Origin of the sequence: Kangiella sp. HZ709 (assembly GCF_009674675.1) — a bacterium.
In the GTDB taxonomy this organism is placed as follows: Bacteria; Pseudomonadota; Gammaproteobacteria; order Enterobacterales; family Kangiellaceae; genus Kangiella.
Window position 1 is genome coordinate 140,412 of sequence record NZ_WKJC01000002.1, and the last position, 22,201, is coordinate 162,612.

The 22,201-nt window shown below is 38.9% G+C and carries 25 protein-coding genes; 10 read left to right on the forward strand and 15 right to left on the reverse strand.

Annotated elements, in window-relative coordinates:
- Positions 1 to 13 precede the first annotated feature (13 nt).
- Positions 14 to 382 carry an Mth938-like domain-containing protein gene (locus GJS41_RS09615; RefSeq protein ID WP_370515690.1) on the forward strand — a complete coding sequence of 123 codons (369 nt, stop codon included), beginning with the start codon at positions 14 to 16 and terminating at the stop codon, positions 380 to 382.
- Positions 383 to 391: 9 nt separating this feature from the next.
- Here the strand turns inward: GJS41_RS09615 and GJS41_RS09620 are convergent, their stop codons facing one another.
- The gene (locus GJS41_RS09620) at positions 392 to 1,153 is read right to left on the reverse strand and encodes a thioredoxin fold domain-containing protein (RefSeq protein WP_154247157.1); all 762 of its coding nucleotides are present in this window, start codon (positions 1,151 to 1,153) and stop codon (positions 392 to 394) included.
- A gap of 228 nt (positions 1,154 to 1,381) precedes the next feature.
- On the reverse strand, positions 1,382 to 2,272 hold the full coding sequence (gene xerD / locus GJS41_RS09625; RefSeq protein WP_154247158.1) for a site-specific tyrosine recombinase XerD: 891 nt from the start codon (positions 2,270 to 2,272) through the stop codon (positions 1,382 to 1,384).
- A 15-nt stretch (positions 2,273 to 2,287) separates the two neighbouring features.
- On the opposite strand from xerD, the gene GJS41_RS09630 reads away from it, so the two are divergent.
- Complete coding sequence (locus tag GJS41_RS09630) at positions 2,288 to 3,502, forward strand: erythromycin esterase family protein (protein WP_154247159.1); 1,215 nt, start codon at positions 2,288 to 2,290, stop codon at positions 3,500 to 3,502.
- A gap of 13 nt (positions 3,503 to 3,515) precedes the next feature.
- On the opposite strand, the gene GJS41_RS09635 is transcribed toward GJS41_RS09630, so the two are convergent.
- The 7 genes from GJS41_RS09635 to rpsP form a co-directional block, all read right to left on the reverse strand.
- Complete coding sequence (locus GJS41_RS09635) at positions 3,516 to 4,550, reverse strand: SRPBCC family protein (RefSeq protein WP_154247160.1); 1,035 nt, start codon at positions 4,548 to 4,550, stop codon at positions 3,516 to 3,518.
- Positions 4,551 to 4,668: 118 nt separating this feature from the next.
- On the reverse strand, positions 4,669 to 5,253 hold the full coding sequence (locus tag GJS41_RS09640) for an outer membrane beta-barrel protein (protein WP_154247161.1): 585 nt from the start codon (positions 5,251 to 5,253) through the stop codon (positions 4,669 to 4,671).
- 126 nt (positions 5,254 to 5,379) lie between these two features.
- Positions 5,380 to 5,958 carry an outer membrane beta-barrel protein gene (locus GJS41_RS09645; protein WP_154247162.1) on the reverse strand — a complete coding sequence of 193 codons (579 nt, stop codon included), beginning with the start codon at positions 5,956 to 5,958 and terminating at the stop codon, positions 5,380 to 5,382.
- A 133-nt stretch (positions 5,959 to 6,091) separates the two neighbouring features.
- A complete protein-coding gene (gene rplS, locus GJS41_RS09650; protein ID WP_154247163.1) occupies positions 6,092 to 6,454 on the reverse strand; it encodes a 50S ribosomal protein L19 in 363 nt (120 codons plus the stop codon).
- A gap of 75 nt (positions 6,455 to 6,529) precedes the next feature.
- Positions 6,530 to 7,285, reverse strand: coding sequence for a tRNA (guanosine(37)-N1)-methyltransferase TrmD (gene trmD, locus GJS41_RS09655; protein ID WP_154247164.1), 756 nt, complete (start codon positions 7,283 to 7,285; stop codon positions 6,530 to 6,532).
- Positions 7,286 to 7,311: 26 nt separating this feature from the next.
- Complete coding sequence (gene rimM, locus GJS41_RS09660; RefSeq protein WP_255473457.1) at positions 7,312 to 7,836, reverse strand: ribosome maturation factor RimM; 525 nt, start codon at positions 7,834 to 7,836, stop codon at positions 7,312 to 7,314.
- 30 nt (positions 7,837 to 7,866) lie between these two features.
- Positions 7,867 to 8,112, reverse strand: coding sequence for a 30S ribosomal protein S16 (gene rpsP, locus GJS41_RS09665; RefSeq protein ID WP_154247165.1), 246 nt, complete (start codon positions 8,110 to 8,112; stop codon positions 7,867 to 7,869).
- 251 nt (positions 8,113 to 8,363) lie between these two features.
- Here rpsP and GJS41_RS09670 point away from each other — a divergent pair, with 251 nt between their 5' ends.
- From GJS41_RS09670 to GJS41_RS09690, 5 genes are all read left to right on the forward strand, one after another.
- A complete protein-coding gene (locus GJS41_RS09670) occupies positions 8,364 to 8,663 on the forward strand; it encodes a DUF6482 family protein (RefSeq protein WP_154247166.1) in 300 nt (99 codons plus the stop codon).
- Between the two features lie 156 nt (positions 8,664 to 8,819).
- The gene (locus tag GJS41_RS09675) at positions 8,820 to 9,533 is read left to right on the forward strand and encodes a sel1 repeat family protein (protein WP_154247167.1); all 714 of its coding nucleotides are present in this window, start codon (positions 8,820 to 8,822) and stop codon (positions 9,531 to 9,533) included.
- 172 nt (positions 9,534 to 9,705) lie between these two features.
- On the forward strand, positions 9,706 to 10,428 hold the full coding sequence (locus GJS41_RS09680; RefSeq protein WP_154247168.1) for a hypothetical protein: 723 nt from the start codon (positions 9,706 to 9,708) through the stop codon (positions 10,426 to 10,428).
- A 151-nt stretch (positions 10,429 to 10,579) separates the two neighbouring features.
- Complete coding sequence (locus GJS41_RS09685; RefSeq protein ID WP_154247169.1) at positions 10,580 to 10,915, forward strand: PQQ-binding-like beta-propeller repeat protein; 336 nt, start codon at positions 10,580 to 10,582, stop codon at positions 10,913 to 10,915.
- A 71-nt stretch (positions 10,916 to 10,986) separates the two neighbouring features.
- Positions 10,987 to 11,610, forward strand: coding sequence for a hypothetical protein (locus tag GJS41_RS09690; protein WP_154247170.1), 624 nt, complete (start codon positions 10,987 to 10,989; stop codon positions 11,608 to 11,610).
- Between the two features lie 90 nt (positions 11,611 to 11,700).
- On the opposite strand, the gene ffh is transcribed toward GJS41_RS09690, so the two are convergent.
- Complete coding sequence (gene ffh / locus GJS41_RS09695; protein WP_154247171.1) at positions 11,701 to 13,113, reverse strand: signal recognition particle protein; 1,413 nt, start codon at positions 13,111 to 13,113, stop codon at positions 11,701 to 11,703.
- Positions 13,114 to 13,301: 188 nt separating this feature from the next.
- Here ffh and GJS41_RS09700 point away from each other — a divergent pair, with 188 nt between their 5' ends.
- Genes GJS41_RS09700 through GJS41_RS09710 form a run of 3 tightly spaced genes read left to right on the forward strand, consistent with a single transcriptional unit; the run spans position 13,302 to position 17,878 of the window.
- Positions 13,302 to 14,099, forward strand: a complete 798-nt coding sequence (locus tag GJS41_RS09700; RefSeq protein ID WP_154247172.1) for an inner membrane protein YpjD — start codon at positions 13,302 to 13,304, stop codon at positions 14,097 to 14,099.
- Positions 14,100 to 14,102: 3 nt separating this feature from the next.
- A complete protein-coding gene (locus GJS41_RS09705; protein WP_154247173.1) occupies positions 14,103 to 15,371 on the forward strand; it encodes an HlyC/CorC family transporter in 1,269 nt (422 codons plus the stop codon).
- A 2-nt stretch (positions 15,372 to 15,373) separates the two neighbouring features.
- Positions 15,374 to 17,878 (forward strand): RND family transporter, encoded by a 2,505-nt coding sequence (locus GJS41_RS09710; protein ID WP_154247174.1) that lies wholly within the window; start codon positions 15,374 to 15,376, stop codon positions 17,876 to 17,878.
- On the opposite strand, the gene GJS41_RS09715 is transcribed toward GJS41_RS09710, so the two are convergent.
- The 5 genes from GJS41_RS09715 to putP all read right to left on the reverse strand — a co-directional run bounded on the left by GJS41_RS09715 (position 17,870) and on the right by putP (position 22,193).
- Entirely contained in the window at positions 17,870 to 18,325 is a 456-nt protein-coding gene (locus GJS41_RS09715; RefSeq protein ID WP_154247175.1) for a universal stress protein, read from the reverse strand. The two genes, GJS41_RS09710 and GJS41_RS09715, sit on opposite strands and share 9 nt — an antisense overlap.
- Positions 18,326 to 18,383: 58 nt before the next feature.
- On the reverse strand, positions 18,384 to 19,565 hold the full coding sequence (purT, locus tag GJS41_RS09720) for a formate-dependent phosphoribosylglycinamide formyltransferase (RefSeq protein WP_154247176.1): 1,182 nt from the start codon (positions 19,563 to 19,565) through the stop codon (positions 18,384 to 18,386).
- 112 nt (positions 19,566 to 19,677) lie between these two features.
- Positions 19,678 to 20,112, reverse strand: coding sequence for a peptidoglycan-binding protein LysM (lysM, locus tag GJS41_RS09725; RefSeq protein WP_154247177.1), 435 nt, complete (start codon positions 20,110 to 20,112; stop codon positions 19,678 to 19,680).
- 99 nt (positions 20,113 to 20,211) lie between these two features.
- Positions 20,212 to 20,688, reverse strand: a complete 477-nt coding sequence (locus GJS41_RS09730; protein ID WP_154247178.1) for a GNAT family N-acetyltransferase — start codon at positions 20,686 to 20,688, stop codon at positions 20,212 to 20,214.
- 2 nt (positions 20,689 to 20,690) lie between these two features.
- Positions 20,691 to 22,193 (reverse strand): sodium/proline symporter PutP, encoded by a 1,503-nt coding sequence (putP, locus tag GJS41_RS09735; RefSeq protein WP_154247179.1) that lies wholly within the window; start codon positions 22,191 to 22,193, stop codon positions 20,691 to 20,693.
- Positions 22,194 to 22,201 lie beyond the last annotated feature (8 nt).

The window sequence follows — 22,201 nt, forward strand, 5'->3', positions numbered from 1 at the left end:
TTTAAATATTCCAGTGGAAATATTAGCAGATAGTTCAAATCATTTTATTCAAATTAACTCTTACGATAATAGCAAAATTATTATTAATGGAGTTTCTTACTCAGAGCCAATTGCAATAAACGGGGAAAAGATAATAACCAATAGTGCTATTCCCGCCATCAAGGATATGAGCATTAAGGATTTAAAAAGCTTAGGTTTTTCTGATTATGAAGTCGTGCTGCTGGGTACCGGAAATACTTTGGAGTTTCCCGACTGGGAATTAGTAGAAGAGGCACAGTGCCTGGGCACGCCTTTAGAAATAATGAACACTGGAGCTGCTTGCAGAACCTTCGCCATACTTGCAGGCGAAGGTCGTAAAGTTCTTGCTATTTTGCAGCCTTAAATCAATTATCTATTTACTAGCTTGTGCTTTAGCTTTTATATTATCAAGACGCTGAATTAAAACTTCTGCCGGTTGATAGCCGCCAATCAAATCACCGTTTTCTAAAATAATACTTGGTGTACCGCCCAAGCCAAATTTACGCACTAGCTTCATATGCTCAGCGATTGGATTTTCGCAACTGGCTTTATTAAACTTTTGCTTGATCTTGGCATTAGTCATTGCCACCTGACGATCTGTTGAACACCATATCCCTTCAAGTTTTTTTGCTGCCGAAGACTGCAAACCTGCGCGAGGGAAAGCCAAATAACGGAGAGTTATACCACGGTCTAAATAGTCTTGACGCTCCCGATGCAGTTTTCGGCAATAGCCACAATCAATGTCTGTGAAGATGGATATTACATGCTTTTCATTAGGCGCTTTAAAAACCACCATATCTTTTTCTGCTAGCTTTGCTATATCGGTTTTCCGCATTGGCGATTTTAGATTATTCCATTGTGCCTTTTGATAGTTGTTCAGGTTTACTCGAGTTTCTAAGTCAATGGCGGTGCCTTGAATGAAAAAGCGACCATCCTTAGATAAATAAATCAATTCTCCGTCCGCTTCCACTGCATAAAAGCCAGGTATTTTACTTTCTTCCATCAAAGTAATATTGAGGCTCGGAAAGCGCTGCTTCATTAATTCTTTAATTTTTGTTTTATCGAGTTCTGCAGAAACGGCGTTGAAACTTACCGTCATTAATAAAGCTGTTACCAGCACCAATACTTTTTTCATTTTACCAACCAACTATTTTTAACAATAAATTACTTATCAGTTTAAACCTTAGACTGTAAAGATCTAATGATGTTACTAAGCATTAAAAAAATATCACTAAGCAAGAGTGATAGCCTAAATATGAGGCTATTCTATGCCTTTTACATCAATTTCGAGTGAAGTTTACACAAAATTTACAAGCAATAACAATAGCTAAACTCTATAGCAAGATAGCCCACCGTCACCATGTCATCCTCTGGGATGATGAGTAGAATGTAACTGTTTTAACCGCTCTTTAGCAACATGTGTATAGATTTGGGTAGTTGAGAGGTCGCTATGTCCTAATAACATCTGTAACGTTCTCAAATCCGCCCCATGATTTAATAAATGAGTTGCGAATGCATGCCTGAGCGTATGAGGCGATATTGGTTTATTAAAGCCGGCCTGATTTGCGTAAAATTTGATCCTATGCCAAAAAGTCTGGCGAGTCATTTGCTGGCCCCGGTTACTGAGAAACAAAACATCAATCACTTTACCTTTAGCTAATTCTGCTCGACCTGCACGAATATAAGACAAGATAGCATCTAGAGCGACTTCCCCCATGGGCACCAGACGTTCTTTGTTACCTTTACCGACTACCCTGATCACGCCCTGTTGGAAACCAATTTGATTAATTTCTACAGAAATGAGCTCAGTTATCCGCAAACCACTAGAATATAACAGTTCAAGCATGGCTTTATCTCTTAAGCCCATTGGAGTTTCTAATTCTGGTTGTTGTAACAAATTGTCGATATCTTCTTCGCTAATAGATTTGGGTACTGGCGGTTGGATTTTTGGACTATCGATATGCAGTGTTGGATCTTCTGTTATTACATTATTTTGCATCATGTAACGATAAAATTTTCGTGCAGAGGATAAAAAACGCGCCGTTGAGCGACTATTAAAACCGTGCTTGTATCTATTAGCCAAATAATTTTGTATATCCACTCTGCTAACATCGATCAAGAGGGTTTGATTGGTAGCAAGCCACTGAGAGAATTTTTTCAAATCACTACGATAGCTGGCAAGCGTGGCATCAGATAATCCCTGCTCCATCCAGATTTGATCACAAAACTGTTCTATAATCTCTATATCACTCATGGCTTTATTGCTGAAATGGCTCCCATTAGATTACTCTGTTTATTTTTTATTTGTATCTTAACTGCATGCTCTGATAATACGGATAAAATAGAAAAATATATAGCTAATAATACCCATAAAATTAATTCCATATCACCAGGCGATAATAACTTTCAAGACTTAGTTAAGCTGGGTAATGTCATCGGTAATAAACGAGTAGTTCTATTGGGTGAGCAAGATCATGGAGATGCCAATACTTTTCTTGCTAAAACTAGATTGATAAGATATCTACATTCTAAAAAAGGTTTCACTCGAATATTATTTGAAGAAGATTTTTCTAGCTTACTGCTTCATGACTTAAATAATTTACATAACCCAACCGACCGGATAACCAATACCCTTGATGACTATTGGCTTAAATGTAAAAACTTTCAACCAATGATCCAATACTTTAATGATACCTTCAAAAGCTCTAATCCCATTATTTATTCCGGCATGGACATCTACATAGATGGTTCAGTGCCTACAAAATTACTAGAGCTAGAATTAAAGAAAATAATAGAGTCAAATCCTGCAATAGAGCTAGAAGCTTTGTTTAAAGATATAGTCATCTTCTATGAATATTCGAGCAAACGTAAATTAGGGACTTTAGGTCGAGAACACATTGAAAAGCTATACTCAGAATTTAATCAATTAATCAATAAGATCCAACTGAATAAGTTTCAAGAGCAGATAATCGAAAACATTCAAGCCTACATGAGTTCGTTATTAGCTGATTACGGCGCAACTATAAGGGACTTGCAAATGGCCAAAAATGTACTTTGGTATATGAATAATTATCCTGAAGACAAGTTTATTATCTGGACCGCCAATACTCATGCAGCTAAAAATGCTTGGGAAATGATTACCGGCAAATACGGCCGAAGACGTTCGATGGGAGAACATTTATCTAAGAGTATACCCCATGAGTTATATTCTATTGGCACTGTCTCTTATGCTGGCAATTTTGGAAGAGTCAATCAATCACTAAAGCAGATTAAAGTACCACCTAGTACAAGCCTAGATCATTGGCTTAAAAAAAATAACTTTAATTACGCATTTATAGATTTCAGTTTGTTTAACTCTAAAGTTAAAAATTACTCTTCAATGTACAATGCTAAAGGGCTTAGCCACAATTTAGAAAAAGGTCAGTGGCATAAGATATTTGACGGGATTCTTTATGTTGAAAAAATGAAGTCCTGCCTGAATTAACAGGCAGGGATATTTATTTTACCGGAAAATATAGATGAGTAATGAGGTCTTTCTCTGCAGTAACACCAGGATCAGAAATATATTGCTCCCAAACATTACCGTTCATTTCTAAGCCATTGTCGGCGACATATTTGGCAAGCTTTTCGTATGACGCTGACATGCTCATATAGGAGCCAATATGTACCAGCTTAACTGCCTTTCCCGAATAAGATTGTTTGAACTTTATTTCGCTAGCATCATCAACTTCAGCAGGAATGTCAATTGGCATAGCTGCTTCAAACGCCCAAAAACCTTCTTCTGGACTACCTCCAGTTGTAATGGCTAATGGTGGCCCTGCAAAATTTAATTGTTTCTCAGCCATAAAGCCAATCAATTTGGCGTAATCTTGCGCCATTGCTTGAGAAATTTTATCGGCGTCAAAATCAACCTTATTACTAACATATAGCAGTGCTTGCGCGTCAACTGTAACTAATTCAGGTTTGTGCTCAATACTGTCTACTTGTATAGCTAGTTCTGCTTGTTTAGGCAATGACTCAACTTTAGCCTTTAAATTCTTCAGTCCGGCTTCATACATATCGCCAACAAACGAATCGATCATTAACCCCATATATTTATCGATAGGACCATTAAGATCAACTTTAAAACTCCAAGTGACTTTAGTGCCATCATTTAAAGGCTCCAAATCATAAGCAGCATAAGCTGGCGGCTGACCATCAAAAATGAGTTCTGATCTAATATTTTGATATGGATTAGACTCAATAATTTCTTGCGTACCTTTACCCGTTTTTTCTCCTTCCCATGCTAACTTACCACCAATGCCTATTTCCGGGCCTGAAAACTCATACTTGCCTTCTGGCTCCATTTCAAACCAAGGTGACCATTCATTAAAATTTTTCGCTTTATTCAAATAGTCAAAAACCTGAGCAGAAGAAGCCTTAATAACTACTGAGCGATTGATGCTTGCTTCCTTTGGTAAGAAGAAGCTCACTACAAATAAAATGCCAATAACAATAGCAAAAAACATTAATAACTTTCTTAGAAAAGCCATGATAGATTCCCCCAATCACATATAAGCTTTAAAAGTATATGCTACCTAAATTTAATTGATAACACCATTATTAAAAAGGCCGCACTTTGGCAGCCTTTAGTCGATAAATGTGTCAACCCTAGAAGTCAAATCTTGCTGAAATACCATAGATATTGACATCGCTTTCAAAACTAGCCTTCAAACCTAAAGACAAAGTACTAGTTAAATAATAACGCCCTTCGATGTTAATAAAAGTAGAAGAATCATCTAGGTTAAAATGCTGGGCATTAATACCCCATTCTAATTCTGGTGTTGCAAAACCTCGAAAACCAACTAATAGATTTGCGCCAGAGTCATCGATCAAGTTTGCCTGACCAAAACCACTAGCATCAACGTCTGAGCTGGCATAACCTAACTCAGCAATAAAGTCGATATTGCTAGCCATTGGCATATGGTAGCCCGCGTTAATAGTGGTCAAATCAAAATCCAAATCAACGCCATTTTCATCGCCACTAGAACGTAAAGTATCGAGCTTTACATACCACTCTGGCAAAATACTGAATGAGCCACCCAAATTAATCCCATCAAGGTCAAATGAAACCGTATTAAAGTCCACATCCACCTGATTCCAGCCAGCGGTAAAGTAATCATACCCAACATCTTTTGCTGAAGCCGCACTAGCAAAGGCGCTAGCTACCAATAAAGTTATTAGTTTTTTTGCCATTCTATATTCCTCTCTAAATTATATGGTCAAGCCATATAAACCTTAGCACAGAAGACAATAGCTAAACTTGAACCTGAGTAACAAAAAAAGCAGCCCGTAGGCTGCTTTTATTCACATCTTAAAAAATTAAAAATCAAAGCGAGCATTGATGCCGTAAATATTAATGTCACTTTCAAAACTACCGCGAACCCCTAATGAAAAGCTATCCGTAAAATAGTAGCGCCCTTCAAGGTTAATAAAGGTAGATGACTCATCCAAATCAGCATATTGAACATTCAAACCCCATTCAAAATTATCTGTAGCCAAACCTCTAAACCCTAATACTAAATTAGCACCTGAATCATCATTAGAGTCACTACCAAACTGAGAGCTCACTTCTGCGTCAGCTCCTACATAACCCAACTCCGCAATGAAATCGACACCATTTGACATAGGCATATGGTAACCAAAGTTAACTGTAGTTAAATCGAAGTCAACATCTACCCCAGCTTCATCACCACTAGACATTAATGTGTCTAACTTCACATACCATTCAGGAGACAAACTAAAAGATGCCCCAAGGTTAAAGCCATCTAAATCGAATGATGCGCCATCTAAATCTACTTGATTATAACCAATAGTAAAATTATCGTAACTTAGGTCGCTTGCAGAAACGGTGCCAGTAAAAGCCGCTGCTACTAATAAAGTGATTAATTTTTTTGTCATAATGTTTTCCTCTCTGTTGTTAATACACTTAATAAGGAAAGTACCATATCATGATTTTATAAAATTAAAAGTTAACGTATGTAACAAAAAAAGCAACCCGTAGGCTGCTTTTTTAAATACAAAAATAAGAGTTTTATTTGTTCTTATTCTTAAGATCCAATTTTTCTTTAATACGCGCAGATTTACCTGAACGCTCACGCAAGTAGTAGATTTTCGCTTGGCGAACATCACCACGACGTTTAACAGTAATACTGTCAACTAATGGGCTGTAGGTTTGAAATGTACGCTCAACGCCTACACCTGAAGAAATTTTACGTACTGTAAATGCAGAGTTAAGTCCACGGTTACGTTTAGCAATTACAACACCTTCAAAAGCCTGTAAACGCTCACGGTCACCTTCTTTAACTTTAACTTGAATTACAACAGTGTCACCCGCGCCGAATGTCGGGATTTCTTTTGTCATTTGTTCAGCTTCTAACTGATCGATAATGTTCATGGCTGTGCTCCTCACTTGAGCTCTACTTTTCAATAGAATAAAAACTAATAAATATGGTGATGAATGAAAGTTTAATTACTCGAGTTCATCGATAAATTCTTGCAACAAAGCCTGCTGTTCTTCGTTTAACTCAACGTCTTGCAACAAGTCTTTGCGTCTTACCCAAGTCCTGCCCAGAGATTGCTTCAGCCTCCAGCGACGAATTTTCTCGTGGTCACCAGTTAGCAATATGTTTGGAACCTGTTTGCCCTCAAAACTCTCAGGGCGCGTATAGTGTGGATGATCCAATAAACTTATCCCATCGCCACTAAACGAATCCTCAACCGCCGACTGCTCATGCCCGAGTACCTCAGGCATTACGCGAACAACCGCGTCGATTACGGCCATAGCCGCAACTTCCCCTCCACTAAGAACAAAATCTCCCAGCGATATTTCTTGATCAATTTCTGATTCAATCACTCGCTCATCAATTCCTTCATAGCGCCCTGCTACTAATAGCAGGTTTGGCTTACTAGCCAACTCTTGAACCAGTTTTTGATCTAACTTTTTACCTTGTGGTGAAAGATAAATCTTATGGACCGGTTCGCCATCTATTGCCAATTTAGAATCGGCAAATCGAATCGCTTGGGTTAATGGCTCAGTCATCATCAACATACCTGGCCCGCCCCCATAAGGTCGATCATCTACCGTACGATGTTTGTCACTGGTAAAGTTTCTTGGGTTAGTCACTTCAAACCCAACCTTACCTTTTTGAATGGCTCTGCCCACCACACCTTGCTCAGTCACCACATCAAACATCTGCGGAAACAAACTGATCACATGAATATTCATCCGAACAGCCTTAAAGCCCAAAGCGCTTATACATAGTCAGCTTGCCAATCAACCGTGATTAATTTCGCGGCTAAATCAACCTTAATAACACTATAGTCCAGTACAAATGGAATCAAAATTTCTTCTGTCCCATCGGCTTTAACCACCAACACATCGTTTGCACCAGTTTCCATCAGTTTCTTAACTTGACCAAAGTTTTCACCTTGCAAGTTAACCACTGACAACCCCACCAGATCGCGCCAATAATAATCGTCGCCTTCTAATTGAGGAAGCTGTGATTCGTCTATCGCCAACTCATTACCATGGTAACTTTCGGCCAAATTACGATCATCACAACCTTTAATGTGAGCCACTACGGTTTTACCCTGCTCACGCCCTTTAGTTATGTCCAGTGGTAGCCATTGGCCTTTCACCTTCATATACCAAGGGTTATAGGAAAGAATGTTTTCCTTTGGATCAGTATAAGAATAAATCTTAATCCAACCCTTAATGCCATAAGCGCCATTAATTTTCCCCACAATCAATGGTTTAAAATCAATCGGCAATGACATCTTCGACCTCTTAATAAATTAAGAAGTTAATTATGCAGCTGCGTTATCTTTCAACAACTTAGCAACACGAGCGCTTGGTTGTGCGCCTTGGCCAACCCAATGCTCAACACGCTCAGCATTAACGCGTAAACGCTCTTCTTGACCGCGAGCAACAGGGTTAAAGAAACCTACACGCTCAATAAAACGGCCATCACGTTTCATACGTTGATCAGCAACTACTAAATGGTAAAAAGGGCGTTTTTTAGAACCGCCACGAGCTAAACGAATGACTACCATCGTTTAAATCCTCTGTTTTAAGTACATAAAAGCCTCGAAAACGCCATATTACGAGGTTTTCAAAGACTTACAAATTTTTAAGAGCGCGAATTTTACATGAAAAGAACGGCTTTGGGAAATGGTTTTTTGCCTCTGAAACCGCTTATTTTCAAAGCGTTGCCACATTCTTTACAGCCCACTTTCACATTATATCCAAACCTAGTGTTATAAGCTTTTGAAAATCATCAATCAGCAGCATTCAGAGACACCTTATGAAAACTACCCTAAAAGATTTAGCAAGTCAGAAAATCGACAAACTGGTAATCAATTCTCTTGAACAGGCTCTCTATCAAGCCATAGTGGTAATTAATAATGAAGAAAGGCTAGTTTGGGATTACTCAGGCAAAACCTTACTTACCCACAGTCTAACTGAAATGCAAAATCACTTTGCCAAACTTGAGATTGCTCAGACCGTGATCAGGCATGAAAGTCCCTATGATGAAATGATTGGACAAAGCACTATCAAGGACAATCGTATGGAAGTTCCAATTGGTAACTTTCAAAGCAGCTAAGTTCATTCGAATCAAACCTGTTATTTGGAACAGTTTGTTACTATTTGCTACAGATAAAAATAAATACTAATGATAGATTATTCGCTAAAGATGCAAAACATTACTATTTTAGTGAATAGTAACGTAATTTAAATGTTACAGAGTAGCCATTAAAAAATGGCTTTAATAAAGGAGTCTATATTGAAAGCGGTCAACAACATTCTATGTACCTTATTTTTAGGCATTTTTTCTGTATCCATTTTAGCTAAAGAGTCTAGCAGCGAAACCTATATGCCAAGTAAGACTGATAGCGCTAAAGCAATGGAATTATTTCAAACACAAGAGTTTGATAAATCACTGGATCTCTATCAGAAACTGGCAAAAACCGGCGATAAACATGCCCAATATATGCTATCGGTCATGTACGCTCACGGATATGGCACTGAAAAAAATGCTGTAGAGTCTTATGCTTGGTCAAAATTATCTAAAGAAACCAACATCACCTCTTTTGTAGAACATCATAAAAACCTATCCGCGGCATACACTCCTGCTTTAGCTGAAACATCTGAACTTCGCTACAAAGATCTATACAAACAGTACAGTGATTTAGCTGTTGCAAGAAAATATAGAAGCCTATTTAAAAAAGAAATGCCAACCTGTACTGGCTCTAGAATTAAAGGTAACTGCGGCAACGTCACGGCATCTTGTAATGGTTTTGGCGGCATCCCCTTGAATCCTGCGCAAGAAAAGCGCTGTCGTGAGTATGCAAAAAAGCTAGACCCTTTATACATAGCGAGAATTAAAAACAATACGGCTAAGATTGAAAAACACATCTTAAGCAACACCAATACCAGTGTTACCGTTGAAGAAGTAATAAAAGAAGACAACTAGAAGTTATTTTTTTAAACATAAGTCCTAGTGTTTCACGCTAGGACTTTTTTGTATCACAACAAAAAGTATGCTTAAGAAGTCTAATGCCCATTTCTATACAGCTCCTGCCTTGAATTCATTGTCACTAAATCCCTATGGTTGTAGTCGTATAGAATAATGGAGGATGAGAATAATGATGAAATATTTACTTTATGGATTTACTCTAATAACCTTATTAATTAGTTCGGCAACACTCCAATCTAATGAAGAAGTTATTGTAGATAGGCTGCCTACCAAGTCAGATTCAAAAAAAGCCATGAGTTTGTTTCAAGATAAGCAATACCTTGAATCAAGGGCTTTATACGATAGGCTCGCTAAAACTGGGGATAAACATGCTCAATATATGTTGTCTGTATTCGCTTTTAATGGATTATCTGAACAGAATGACCCACAAAAAGCCTACGCATGGGCAAAGCTTTCTCAAACTACTGGCGCAAAAACTTTAGTTGAGAACTTTTCTTACATTAAATCTCAATTAAGTTCAGCGGAAATTGATGAAGCCGAAAAGCTATATAGCGAGCTCCAAGCCAATTTCAACGACCTTGCAATAGCTAAGCGATATCAAGAACTATTTTCTAATAAAGTACTCCACTGTACCGGCTCAAGAATTAAAGGGAACTGTGGCAATATAAAAGTAAACTGCGGTGGAATTCGCACAGAAGAGGGATTGTATATCCCTTTAAGCTTCGAACAAGAGAAACGCTGTAAAGAGTACGAGTTTAATATGAATATAGCGAAGATTTTAAAAAACAAAGAGAACGCCATTGCTATCAAACAATATATCACTGAACAATACTCTACCAATGTATTGGTTGAAGAAGTGGAGTCTGGCAAGGCCAATGATTTTAGGAAGTAATACGCTCCAAATCGCTACCTGTTTATTCTCATTACACGCAAACAAATAACTGATTTGTCGTATTTATAGAACAGTTTGTTACTATTTAAAATACCTTTACGTGGCCGCAGATGGTACATTAACTCTTTAAATGTACAACTAAAAAAAGAATATGAATTACGTTTATATTGGTATGGCTGGACACGTAACTTGCATTGATAAGTCTACAGGCCGTGAAGTTTGGCGGACTAAAATAAAGAAAGGCAGCTCACTAACCAACCTAATTAAAGAAGGCAACCAAATCATTGCCTATTCCGGCGGTCATCTATTCGCATTAAACGCCCTCACTGGCGATATCCAATGGGAAAACGAACTCAAAGGCCTTGGTTACAGCTACTGTATTATTGCAGGTTCAGACCAAACCTCCGGAGCATCCGCTAGCGCTGCCACAGCACAGCAGACTGCGACAGCAGCAAGCGTAGTTGCAACTACTACTGCTGCAACCTAACTTTGAATACACATTTAATCGAATCCAATTTATAATCCTTCTGTTAAAAACACTACTAAGGAAGATTCTCTTTGAGTTCCATCGATTACTCAAAATACTCAGTGTATGAACTTTTAGATGCTAAAAACAATATAGACCCCGAAGCTTACCCTGAGAATTACAATGTATTGCTAAAAGAGTTAGATTCGAGAAAGGGTGAAATTCAACAGCTACAAGCTGAAACTCAAGCCACCGAGTTTAAAATTGCCGAAAAAAGAGTAAAACTCATCGGATATCTTCAAATTATTGCTTCTATTGTACTCGTAGGGTATATCTTTACCGGTTATTTAAGTGGAGCCGTTTCAATAATCATTGCTTTTTTCTTTATCACCTTAAACGCCTGCGCAGGCTATTTTGCCATAAAGGAAAAGGTTAGCATGTACTGGTTAACTGTTGTTAATCAAACTCTCCAATTAGTGAGCTTTGCTATTGGTAAAATGTACATGGGTTACTCAGGAATTGGCGGGGTTTATCTAACGCTATCATGGGGAAAGGATTTTTATTTTGGAATTAATGCAAATATCAATCCCGGTTTCTACTTTCAGAAATTTACTGAAAACCTACCTATTACTGAAATATCCATAGATATTTTAGCCATTATTTATATTGTAGCAGTGCTTACCGTATATGGAAAAAGCGATGCGAAGGTGAAATAAAGCGGATTTTTAGGTCCTCGTTATAGAAATAACGTTTCTCAAGAGCAAGGCAAATCAATTAATTTTACAAAACTCTTGAAATTTTAGATTCTAACGACGACCAAAAGGTGGCATTCCGCCCGGACCTCCAGGGCCTCCCATTCCACCCATGCCTGGCGGCAATTTTCCTTGCATGCCACGCATCATTTTCATCATGCCGCCTTTACCCTTCATCTTTTTCATCATTTTTTGCATCTGGGTAAATTGCTTTAATAGCTTGTTCACATCTTGGATCTGAGTTCCCGATCCGTTGGCGATACGTTTTTTGCGTGATCCTTTAATTAGCTCAGGTCGAGTTCGCTCTTTGGGGGTCATTGAATTAATAATCGCCATCATTTGACCGGTAGACTTATCATTCATGACTTTCTGCTTAGCGGCTTCTGGAATTTGCCCCATGCCTGGCAGTTTGTCCATAAGACCAGCCATACCGCCCATATTTTGCATTTGTACTAACTGCTCTCTAAAGTCTTCAAGATCAAAGCCTTTGCCTTTCATAATTTTCTTGGCAACTTTCTCGGCTTTTTTCTTATCAACTTTACGCTCAACTTCTTCAATCAAACTGAGCACATCACCCATACCCAAGATTCGAGAAGCAACACGCTCTGGGTGGAATGGCTCTAATTGATCGAGCTTTTCACCCATACCAATAAACTTAATGGGTTTACCGGTAATTTGACGAATCGATAATGCCGCACCACCACGAGCGTCACCATCAGCTTTAGTTAGAATCACACCCGTCAATGGCAAGGCATCATTAAATGCTTTGGCTGTATTGGCTGCATCTTGACCAGTCATTGAGTCGACAACAAACAGTGTCTCGGTCGGGTCAATAGCAGAGTGCAGCGCTTTGATTTCATCCATCATTTCTTCATCAACCGCTAAACGGCCTGCGGTATCAATTATGACGACATCAATAAAGCTTTTCCGAGCTTCTTCGATAGCATTTTTCGCAATGTCAACTGGCTTTTGCTCGGTCGAACTTGGGAAAAAAGTCGCCCCTACTTCGCCAGCCACCGTTTCCAACTGCTTGATCGCTGCAGGGCGATAAACGTCTGCAGAAGCTACCATCACTGACTTCTTTTCGCGATTAATTAAAAGGTGAGAAAGCTTACCAGCAGAGGTTGTTTTACCAGCACCTTGCAAACCCGCCATTAAGATCACAACAGGTGGTTTAGCTGCGAGGTTAAGAGAATCGTTCTCTTCACCCATAGCTTTAACCATTTCATCATTAACGATCTTGATGAATTCCTGACCAGGATCGAGCGCTTTACCTACTACAGTACCTACCGCCCTTTCTTTCACTGACGATACAAAGTCCTTTACTACTGGCAGGGCAACATCCGCTTCTAGCAAAGCCATGCGCACTTCACGTAACGTATCTTTGATATTGTCTTCGGTAATTTTAGCTTTGCCTTGAATGGCCTTGAGCGCGCCCGATAAGCGGTCACTTAAACTTTCAAACATGCAACTTCCTCATACCCAACCATAACTACCATGCTACTTTTCTTATTTGGTACTAATTGGAGAACTAATATAAATTTTCAATTGATTGCATTATAGCGGATCAATAGTAAATTTGTGATACTATTTGCCTTAATCGAATAACTAATGACACTCCTAAAAATCATTACAGAATAGATATCATTAATACCATGTCATTATATATCACTATTATCACCGCATTAGCTTACCTCGGACTCGCTGCTTTTTTTGCTATGCGCTTAAAACATCCAGAAGGGATACTGCCATCTTGGAGCCATTTTTTGCCCTTTGTACCCATGGGGATCCATCTTTACTCATTGTACTTAGCGATTGAAACTGGTGCAGGTCAAAATTTATCCTTATTTAATTTATTATCCTTAACTGCCTTTATCTTGGTTTTAATCGTCGCCTTATATCGATTCCGAAAACCTGCGCCACATTTAATGCTGTATACCGCGATTTTCGCAGCTGTATGCCTTTTAACTAAACTATTACCACATCCAGCAAGGATTTCAGTATTATCTGGAGATTGGATAGGTATTACTCACATATGGCTTGCCATAGTAAGTTTTAGCTTATTATTATTGGCTGCATTGCAAAGCAGTTTAGTATTAATGCTTAATAAAAAACTTAAAACTCAACCCGCTAAAATCCACCCATTAATGCCACCATTGATGCAGATGGAGCGTTTTAATTTTGATCTAGTATTGATCGGTGCTATCTGTTTAACCGCGGCACTAGCCTTAGGTTTTTTCTTACCCCCGGAAGTTATCCAGCAACAAGCTCTGCATAAAATCATTTTAACGGTAATAGCCTGGTTCAGTTTCTGTACATTTATCTTGCTGTATAAAGGCACAAAGATAAGCGGCATCCAATTTGCTCGCTTTACATTAATTGCTTTTACCTTATTAGCATTAGGCTTTATCGGAAGCAAGCTGGTAATAGAACTCATACTACAAAGAGGTTAATCGTTGGAATCTCTGTCGACCGGCACGCTTTTTATTTTTCTTGGAATTTTACTACTACTTTCTGCGTTTTTCTCAAGCTCAGAAACTGGCATGATGTCCTTGAATCGATACCGCCTTCGCCATCGAGCTAAGCAAGGTGATAATAAAGCCCGCAAAGTTACTGATATGCTTAAACGTCCGGATAAATTGCTCGGCCTGATATTATTAGGAAACAATATTGTTAATATCCTAGCGTCGGCCATTGCCACAGTTATTGCCATTCGCTTCTGGGGTGAAGGCGGTATCTTTGCAGCAACTTTAATGCTTACTTTTGTGGTGTTAATTTTCGCAGAAGTTACTCCCAAAACACTAGCGGCTTTATTTCCTGAAAAGATTGCCTTTTTTGCTGCTCCTACCCTTGGGGTTTTAGCAAGTATTTTTTATCCTGCAGTAAAGCTGATTAACTTTATTTCCAATGGTATCTTAAGATTGTTTGGGGTAAAAACAGAAGAAGAAAATGGCGACCAACTGAGCCAAGAAGAACTACGAAGTGTGGTTAATGAAGCCGGCGCCTTAATACCTAGTCGCCATCAAAATATGTTGTTAAGCATTCTAGATTTAGAAGATGTTACAGTTGACGACATTATGGTTCCGCGTAATGAAATTGCAGGAATTGATTTGGATGATAATATCGATTTTATTTTTGAGCAGATCCGAAATTCAATCCATACTCGTCTGCTTGTATTTAGGGAAGATATTGATAAGGTTCAAGGTTTTTTGCATGCGCGTAATTTTGGTCGAGTTTTAGAAACAGAAAACCCAAAACCTGAAGACTTACTCAATCATCTCGATCCAATTTACTATGTGCCAGAAGGTACGCCACTGCATACTCAATTAATGAAATTCCAACGCAAGCGGGATCGAATTGGCTTGGTGGTAGATGAGTATGGCGATATTGAAGGCCTTGTCACTCTAGATGATATTTTAGAAGAAATTGTCGGTGACTTTACCACTGAGATGTCCTCGATCAATAAAGAAGTACAAAATCAAAGTGATGGTTCAATATTAGTCGATGGCACCATTACCATTCGTGATCTCAATCGTAACACTCATTGGGCCTTACCAACCGAAGGCCCAAAAACCTTAAATGGCTTAATTACCGAACACCTCGAAGCGATACCACAATCAGGGACCTGTGTGCGACTGCATGGTTACCCCATGGAAGTATTGCAAGTAAAAGGCAACTTAATTAAAAGCGTTCGCGTTATTCCAAACTTATACAAAGCACAATAATTATGAGTAAATCAGACAATCACTTTTTCTTCAGGCTATATAAAAAGCTAATTATAGATAAGCCACTTATCTCTATAATCACAGTGATATTAATCACAGTGTTAGCCGCCACACAACTTCCAAAATTCAGATTAGATGCTTCGGGCGAATCTCTAGTATTAGAAAGTGATACTTCTCTTGCTTACTACCGAGAGGTCACTAAAAAATATGGCTCTGATGACTTTTTGGTTATTACTTGGCAGCCTAATGCAGGGTTAATGGATGCCACTGCGCTGACTAAGTTAACGGACTTAGTGAGTCGCCTCGAAAAGGTGCAAACAGTCGCTAATGTAAACAGTATTTTGAATGTGCCGTTACTTGACGGATTAACCATTGATGTTGAAGCATTAGGCAATATTCCAACACTTCGCAGCGAAGGCGTAAATAAAGAAAAAGCACTGAAAGAATTTACTTCAAGCCCAATATATAGAGACTTATTGGTAGGTCGAGATGGCGATACAAGCGCTATTCAAATCAACTTCGTTCGTGACGAGAAGTTCTTTTCATTACAAGAAGGTCGCGATGCCATTCGCAAACAACAACGAACTCAAAAGTTAACGCCAGAGCAACAGTTAAAACTTGAGAAGTTTGAACAAGAATTTGATGACTATAGTCGGATCACCTCCGAAAGAACTAGTACTATCATTTCTGAAGTTAGAGACATCATGCAAGACTACCGAGACGTTGCCACTTTACATTTAGGCGGCGTATCTATGATCACTAATGATATGCTGGACTTTATTCAGCATGATATAACAGTTTTCGGCATAGGAATTGTTTTATTCATTATGCTAGCCTTATTTATTTTCTTCGGAAAATTACGATGGGTCATCTTGCCATTATTTTCCTGTCTAACCACTGTTATTATTTTAGCCGGATTATTAAGCTTCCTTGATTGGCGGATAACCGTTATATCCTCAAATTTCCCATCAATATTGCTCATAGTAGTTCTGGCCCTGTCTGTTCATTTAGTGGTGTTTTACCGCGACTATATTGCGCAAAATCCTAAGTCTGAACAACAAGAAAGAGTAATCACTACTGTCACTCGAATGTTCTGGCCTTGTTTCTATACCGCTTTAACCACTATTGTTGCTTTTATTTCTTTGCTGATTAGTGGCATTCGCCCGGTGATTGATTTCGGCTGGATTATGACCATGGGGATTGTATTAGGCTTTAGTTTGACTTTTGTCATCTTCCCAAGTTTTATTCAACTCATGAAGGCAGATTCGCACGAATCAGGCACCAGCATTACTTACAAAATTACTAACTGGATTTATAACTTCAGTGTTAATTTTAAAACGCTGATATTTAGTACCACCGTTATTTTAATAGCTGTTAGTGGCTACGGTATTTCTCAGTTAAAAGTTGAAAATAGCTTCATCGATTATTTCAAGCCAGAAACCGAAATCTATCAGGGTATGAAGGTGATTGACCAAAAACTAGGTGGCACTACCCCGCTAGATATAGTCATTAATGGCGAGCTTTCTTCCGATGAGAATGACTTTGATGATGAATGGGGTGATGAGTCAGATGAAGAATTTGGCGACGAATTTGAAGACGAGTTTGGCTCGGGATACGATCCAGGTTATTGGTTCACAGCTAACAAACTAAAACAGTTAGAGTCTATTCATGACTTTATTGATAGCCTTGAAGTCACTGGCAAAGTGCAATCATTAGCAACTACCGCCAAGGTTCTAAAGAATATGAATCAAGGCGAAATGCCTGATCAAGTGACTTTAAGCTTGGCGCATCAGAAATTACCTGATGATGTGAAAGGTGTTTTGCTCAAGCCTTATTTATCGGATGATGGCAACCAAACTCGAATTAATATCCGGGTTGAAGAGACCAATCAAAACCTTAAACGCGCTGAATTAATAGCAACTATTCGCGAGCACTTAATTAAAGATGCCGATTTAAAGCCTGAGAATGTTCAGATCACGGGTATGTTAGTGCTTTACAATAATATGCTCGAGAGTCTGTTCCAATCGCAAATTCTAACAATTGGTGCAGTTTACATAGCTATTTTATTGATGTTTTTAGTGTTATTCCGCTCTATAACCATTGCGATTATCGCGACCATTCCAAACGCTCTTTCTGCAGCTATGGTATTAGGCATTATGGGGCTAACCGGGATTCCTATGGATATGATGACCATTACGATCGCTGCCATTGTGATTGGCATTGCGGTCGATAACTCAATTCACTATGTGCATCGTTTTAAAGCTGAGTTTTCAAATGATAATAACTACCTAGCGACCATGAAGCGATGTCATGCCAGTATTGGTAAAGCCATCTATTACACTGGCGTTACCGTGATCGCTGGCTTTGCGATTCTCGCTTTATCCGATTTTATTCCGTCGATTTACTTTGGGTTATTAACTGGCTTAGCTATGGCAGTAGCTTTATTTCTAAATTTAACCCTACTGCCACTAATGCTAGTTACTGTTAAACCATTAAAATCAACGTAAAGCTTTTTTATTCACTCGCATTTGCACGGTAAGCACATCACAAGGAGCTCCGTGTAGAACACCACTAGCGGTTGAACCTAGCAATAATTCAAAACCACTTTGTCCATGAGTGCCTGAGACAATTAAGTCTGATTTAAGCTCAATGGCTTTTTGTTTGATCTGACTACTAGCTTTACCAACTTCAATACTAGTATTTTTTTCACTGACGTCAAACTTCTGAGCAAGCTTTATGAGTTTTTCTGTTCTATCTTGAAAAACTGTGCTCTCCATATCTTTGAGGTTAATTAAACCGGGAATTGGAATTGCTGAAAACAGGCTCAGATCACTAGGCTCAATCACATGCAATAGATGTATTTTGCCCTTAGGCTTTAGTAAAGCTTTAGCCTTTTTAATCACTTTGCGGCTGTCTTTACGCAAATCCACTGCTACTAAAATTTTTGAATACATAAATCCTCCAAACTTTACTATAGAATAAGAATCATCAATCCAACTTGATATTAATCAATTATAATTGGATAGACACTAAGCTAGCTGTATTTCGAGCCTTTTCCCTAGCTTCTTCAATTGAGTCAGCATTAGCTAAAGCAACTCCCATACGGCGTTTACCAGTAACTTGTGGTTTCCCAAATAAACGCAGGTAGGTATTAGGTTCAGCTAAGGCTTTATCTAAATTACCAAAGCTTACATGAGAGGATTCACCCTCAACTAGAATAACGGCTGATGCCGAAGGTCCAGTTTGATTAATTACTGGAATAGGTAATTGCAAAATAGCTCTAGCATGAAGTGCGAATTCAGATAAATCTTGCGAGATCAAAGTCACTAAACCAGTATCATGCGGCCTAGGGGAAACTTCACTAAAGATCGCTTCATCGCCTTTAATAAATATCTCTACCCCAAACAACCCATAACCCCCTAAATCATCAGTAATCGCTTTGGCCATGGCTTGAGATTGTTGCAACGCTCGCTCAGACATTGCCTGTGGTTGCCATGATTCTCGGTAGTCACCATCTTTTTGGATATGCCCGATAGGAGCACAGTAATGGGTACCATTGACTGAGCGTATCGTTAGCAAAGTGATTTCATAATCAAAATCCACAAAACCTTCAATAATAATTCGCCCTTCCCCAGTGCGGCCACCTTCTTGTGAATAATGCCATGCCGTTTCAATATCTGACTCACTTTTGACCGTTGACTGACCTTTACCCGAACTGCTCATCACTGGTTTTATCACACAAGGCAAGCCTATTTCTTCTAGCGCAGCGCGATATTCTTCATAAGTATCCGCGAATTGATAAGGCGAGGTTTTCAAACCTAAGGTTTCAGCCGCTAATCTGCGAATACCCTCACGATCCATTGTCAGACGAGTAGCTCTAGCCGTTGGTACAACATTAAAACCTTCTTGCTCTAACTCCAACAGTTGATCGGTCGCAATGGCCTCAATCTCAGGAACAATCAAATCTGGCTTTTCTTGGTAAACAATCTCTTTTAGGGCTTCAGCATCAAGCATATCAATAGCGTAAGCTCGATGAGCAACTTGCATTGCAGGGGCATTGGCATATCTGTCTATGGCAATGACTTCAACACCAAATCGTTGTAACTCGATGACCACTTCTTTGCCTAACTCTCCTGAGCCAAGCATCATCACTTTTGTTGCAGTTGCGGATAAGGGAGTTCCTATTGCTGCCATGTTTTTCCTATAAGAATTAACAATAATAACTAAGAGTTTAACAACTTAAGCTTGAATAAAAAACTCAAGCATAAAAAAAGGCTCAAAAGAGCCTTTTTATCTTATCGGGTTATTAATCCAGTGGAATACGGATAGTCTGTCCCGGATAAATTAAATCAGGGTTTTTGATCACTTCTTTATTGGCATCAAAAATCTCAGTATAACGAGCACCATTACCTAAGAATTTTTGCGATATAGCCCAAAGGGTATCGCCTTTTTGTATCTCGTAAAACTCCACTTCTTTTTCTTGCTCTGGCGCTTCAACGCCTGAAGTGTCCACTTGAGTTACGCCCTCAGCATTACCAGCCATCAACACCGCTTTCTCAACAGCATCGGCAGAACTCGCTTTACCCGTCATAACTACTTTGCCATCCTCATTCATTTCGATATTTAAATCTTCAACGCCAGGGTTGTCTTCTTCAATATGTTTTTTAATTTCTGTCGGCGCGTCGTCATCCTTGCCAAACATTTTTTTACCCATATTGAATGCGAAATCAAATAAACCCATGATATTATCCTCTTGTTTTTACGAATTACCATAATATATAAGTAGTTATACAACTTAACCAAGCTTTATTTCTCATTTATACCAATCTATTACAATTGATTACATTTTTTTAAGTAAGTCTAATGCATTACCCTCTAGCCGATAACCAGTCCATTCAGTTTGAGCTTTAGCTCCTAAGCGATCATAAAAGTCGATGGCCAATTTATTCCAGTCCAATACTGCCCAATCAATACGACCACAATCATTTTCTTTTGCGACTTTCCCTAAAGCCTTAAACAGAGCCAAGCCAACCTTACGACTACGAAACTCAGGCTTAACAAATAAATCTTCAAGATAAACCCCATGCTTTCCAATAAAGGTAGAATAATTAAAGAAATACAAAGCAAAGCCAGCGACTTCTCGATCAACTTCGGCAATTAAAGCAAAGGCCTTAGGGTTTTCATTAAATAAACTAGCTTTTATATCTCCAGCGGAAGCAACTGCATGTTCTGCTAATTTTTCATATTCAGCTAAACCGTTAATCAAATCAACAATAGTTTGTGCATCAGATTGCTGTGCTTTACGAACAGTGACCATAATCAGCTCACCATTTTTTTAAATTGGGAACGAAACCAATCAAACTGATTGAAGCAGGTTTCATCAACTTGGGTCAATTTACTTACCACGATAATAGCTATTGTTGCTAAAACAAATCCAGGCAACATTTCGTACAGATCAAAAATTGCTAGCCCATGTTGTTCTGCTGTTAGCTGCTTCCAAACAACTACCGTAATAGCACCTGTTAAGATTCCTGCCAGAGCACCCCAACGCGTCATTTTTTGCCAAAATAGTGACATGATAACTAATGGTCCAAATGCTGCTCCGAAACCAGCCCAGGCGTAGCTTACGAGTTCTAAGACGCGGCTTTTAGGATCCAGCGCAATTACCACAGCAATTATTGCAATAATCACCACTCCCACTCGGCTTACCCAAACCAATTCTTTTTCGCTGGCTTCAGGTCTTAATAAACTTTTATAGAAATCTTCAGTTAAAGAACTTGAAGACACTAATAGCTGTGAGTCGATGGTACTCATCACTGCCGCTAAAATAGCTGCTAACAAAAAGCCTGCTAACCAAGGGTTAAATAAAGCCTTATTCATTAAAATAAAAATACGTTCCGGGTTTTCTGCTAATGTCGCCACTGCATTGGGATCGTTAGAGAAATAAGCTATGCCTGCCAGACCAATAAACATGGCACCTAATAAACTAATGACCATCCAGCTCATGGCAATTCGTCTAGCTGAACGAATGGTATGGACACCCTCAGCAGCCATAAAACGTGCAAGAATATGCGGTTGACCAAAATAACCTAAACCCCAAGCCTGAAGGGATAAAAAACCAATAAGAGTCAAACCAGTTGTAGCGTCCAACGCATTAGCTCTAACAGACTCCATCTTTTCCATTAAAGGCATCAAGCCATTGTATTCAATAACAATAGTGATTGGGGCAACGACTAAGGCCGTGACCATTAAAATACCTTGGAAAAAATCCGTCCAAGAAACCGCTAGGAAACCACCCAAAAAAGTATAACCGACAATGACAGCAGCACCGACTAATAAGGCTTGTTGATAACTCATCTGGAAGCTGCTCTCAAATAAAGTCGCGCCAGCTACCATCCCTGAAGCAGTATAGAAAGTGTAAAACAGTAAAATCACCAAAGCGGAAGTAATACGAAGAACCTTCGAGTTATCCTTGAAGCGGTTTTCAAAGTAGTCTGGCAAAGTTAAAGAGTTATCTGCAATCTCAGTATATAAGCGCAATCTTCCAGCCACAAGCTTCCAATTAAGATAGGCTCCAATTACTAAGCCCAGAGCAATCCAACCTTCAATAATTCCACTGGCATACAAAGCGCCTGGTAAGCCCATCAAAATCCAACCGCTCATATCAGAAGCAGCTGCACTTAAAGCCGTAACGCCGCTGCCTAAAGTTCTCCCTCCTAAAATATAGTCGGACAAACTATTGGTTCTTTGATATGCCCATAGGCCAATTAAGACCATAAAAATAAGATAGGCGGCAAAAGTGATGAGAGTAGCGGTTGGCATAAATTCCT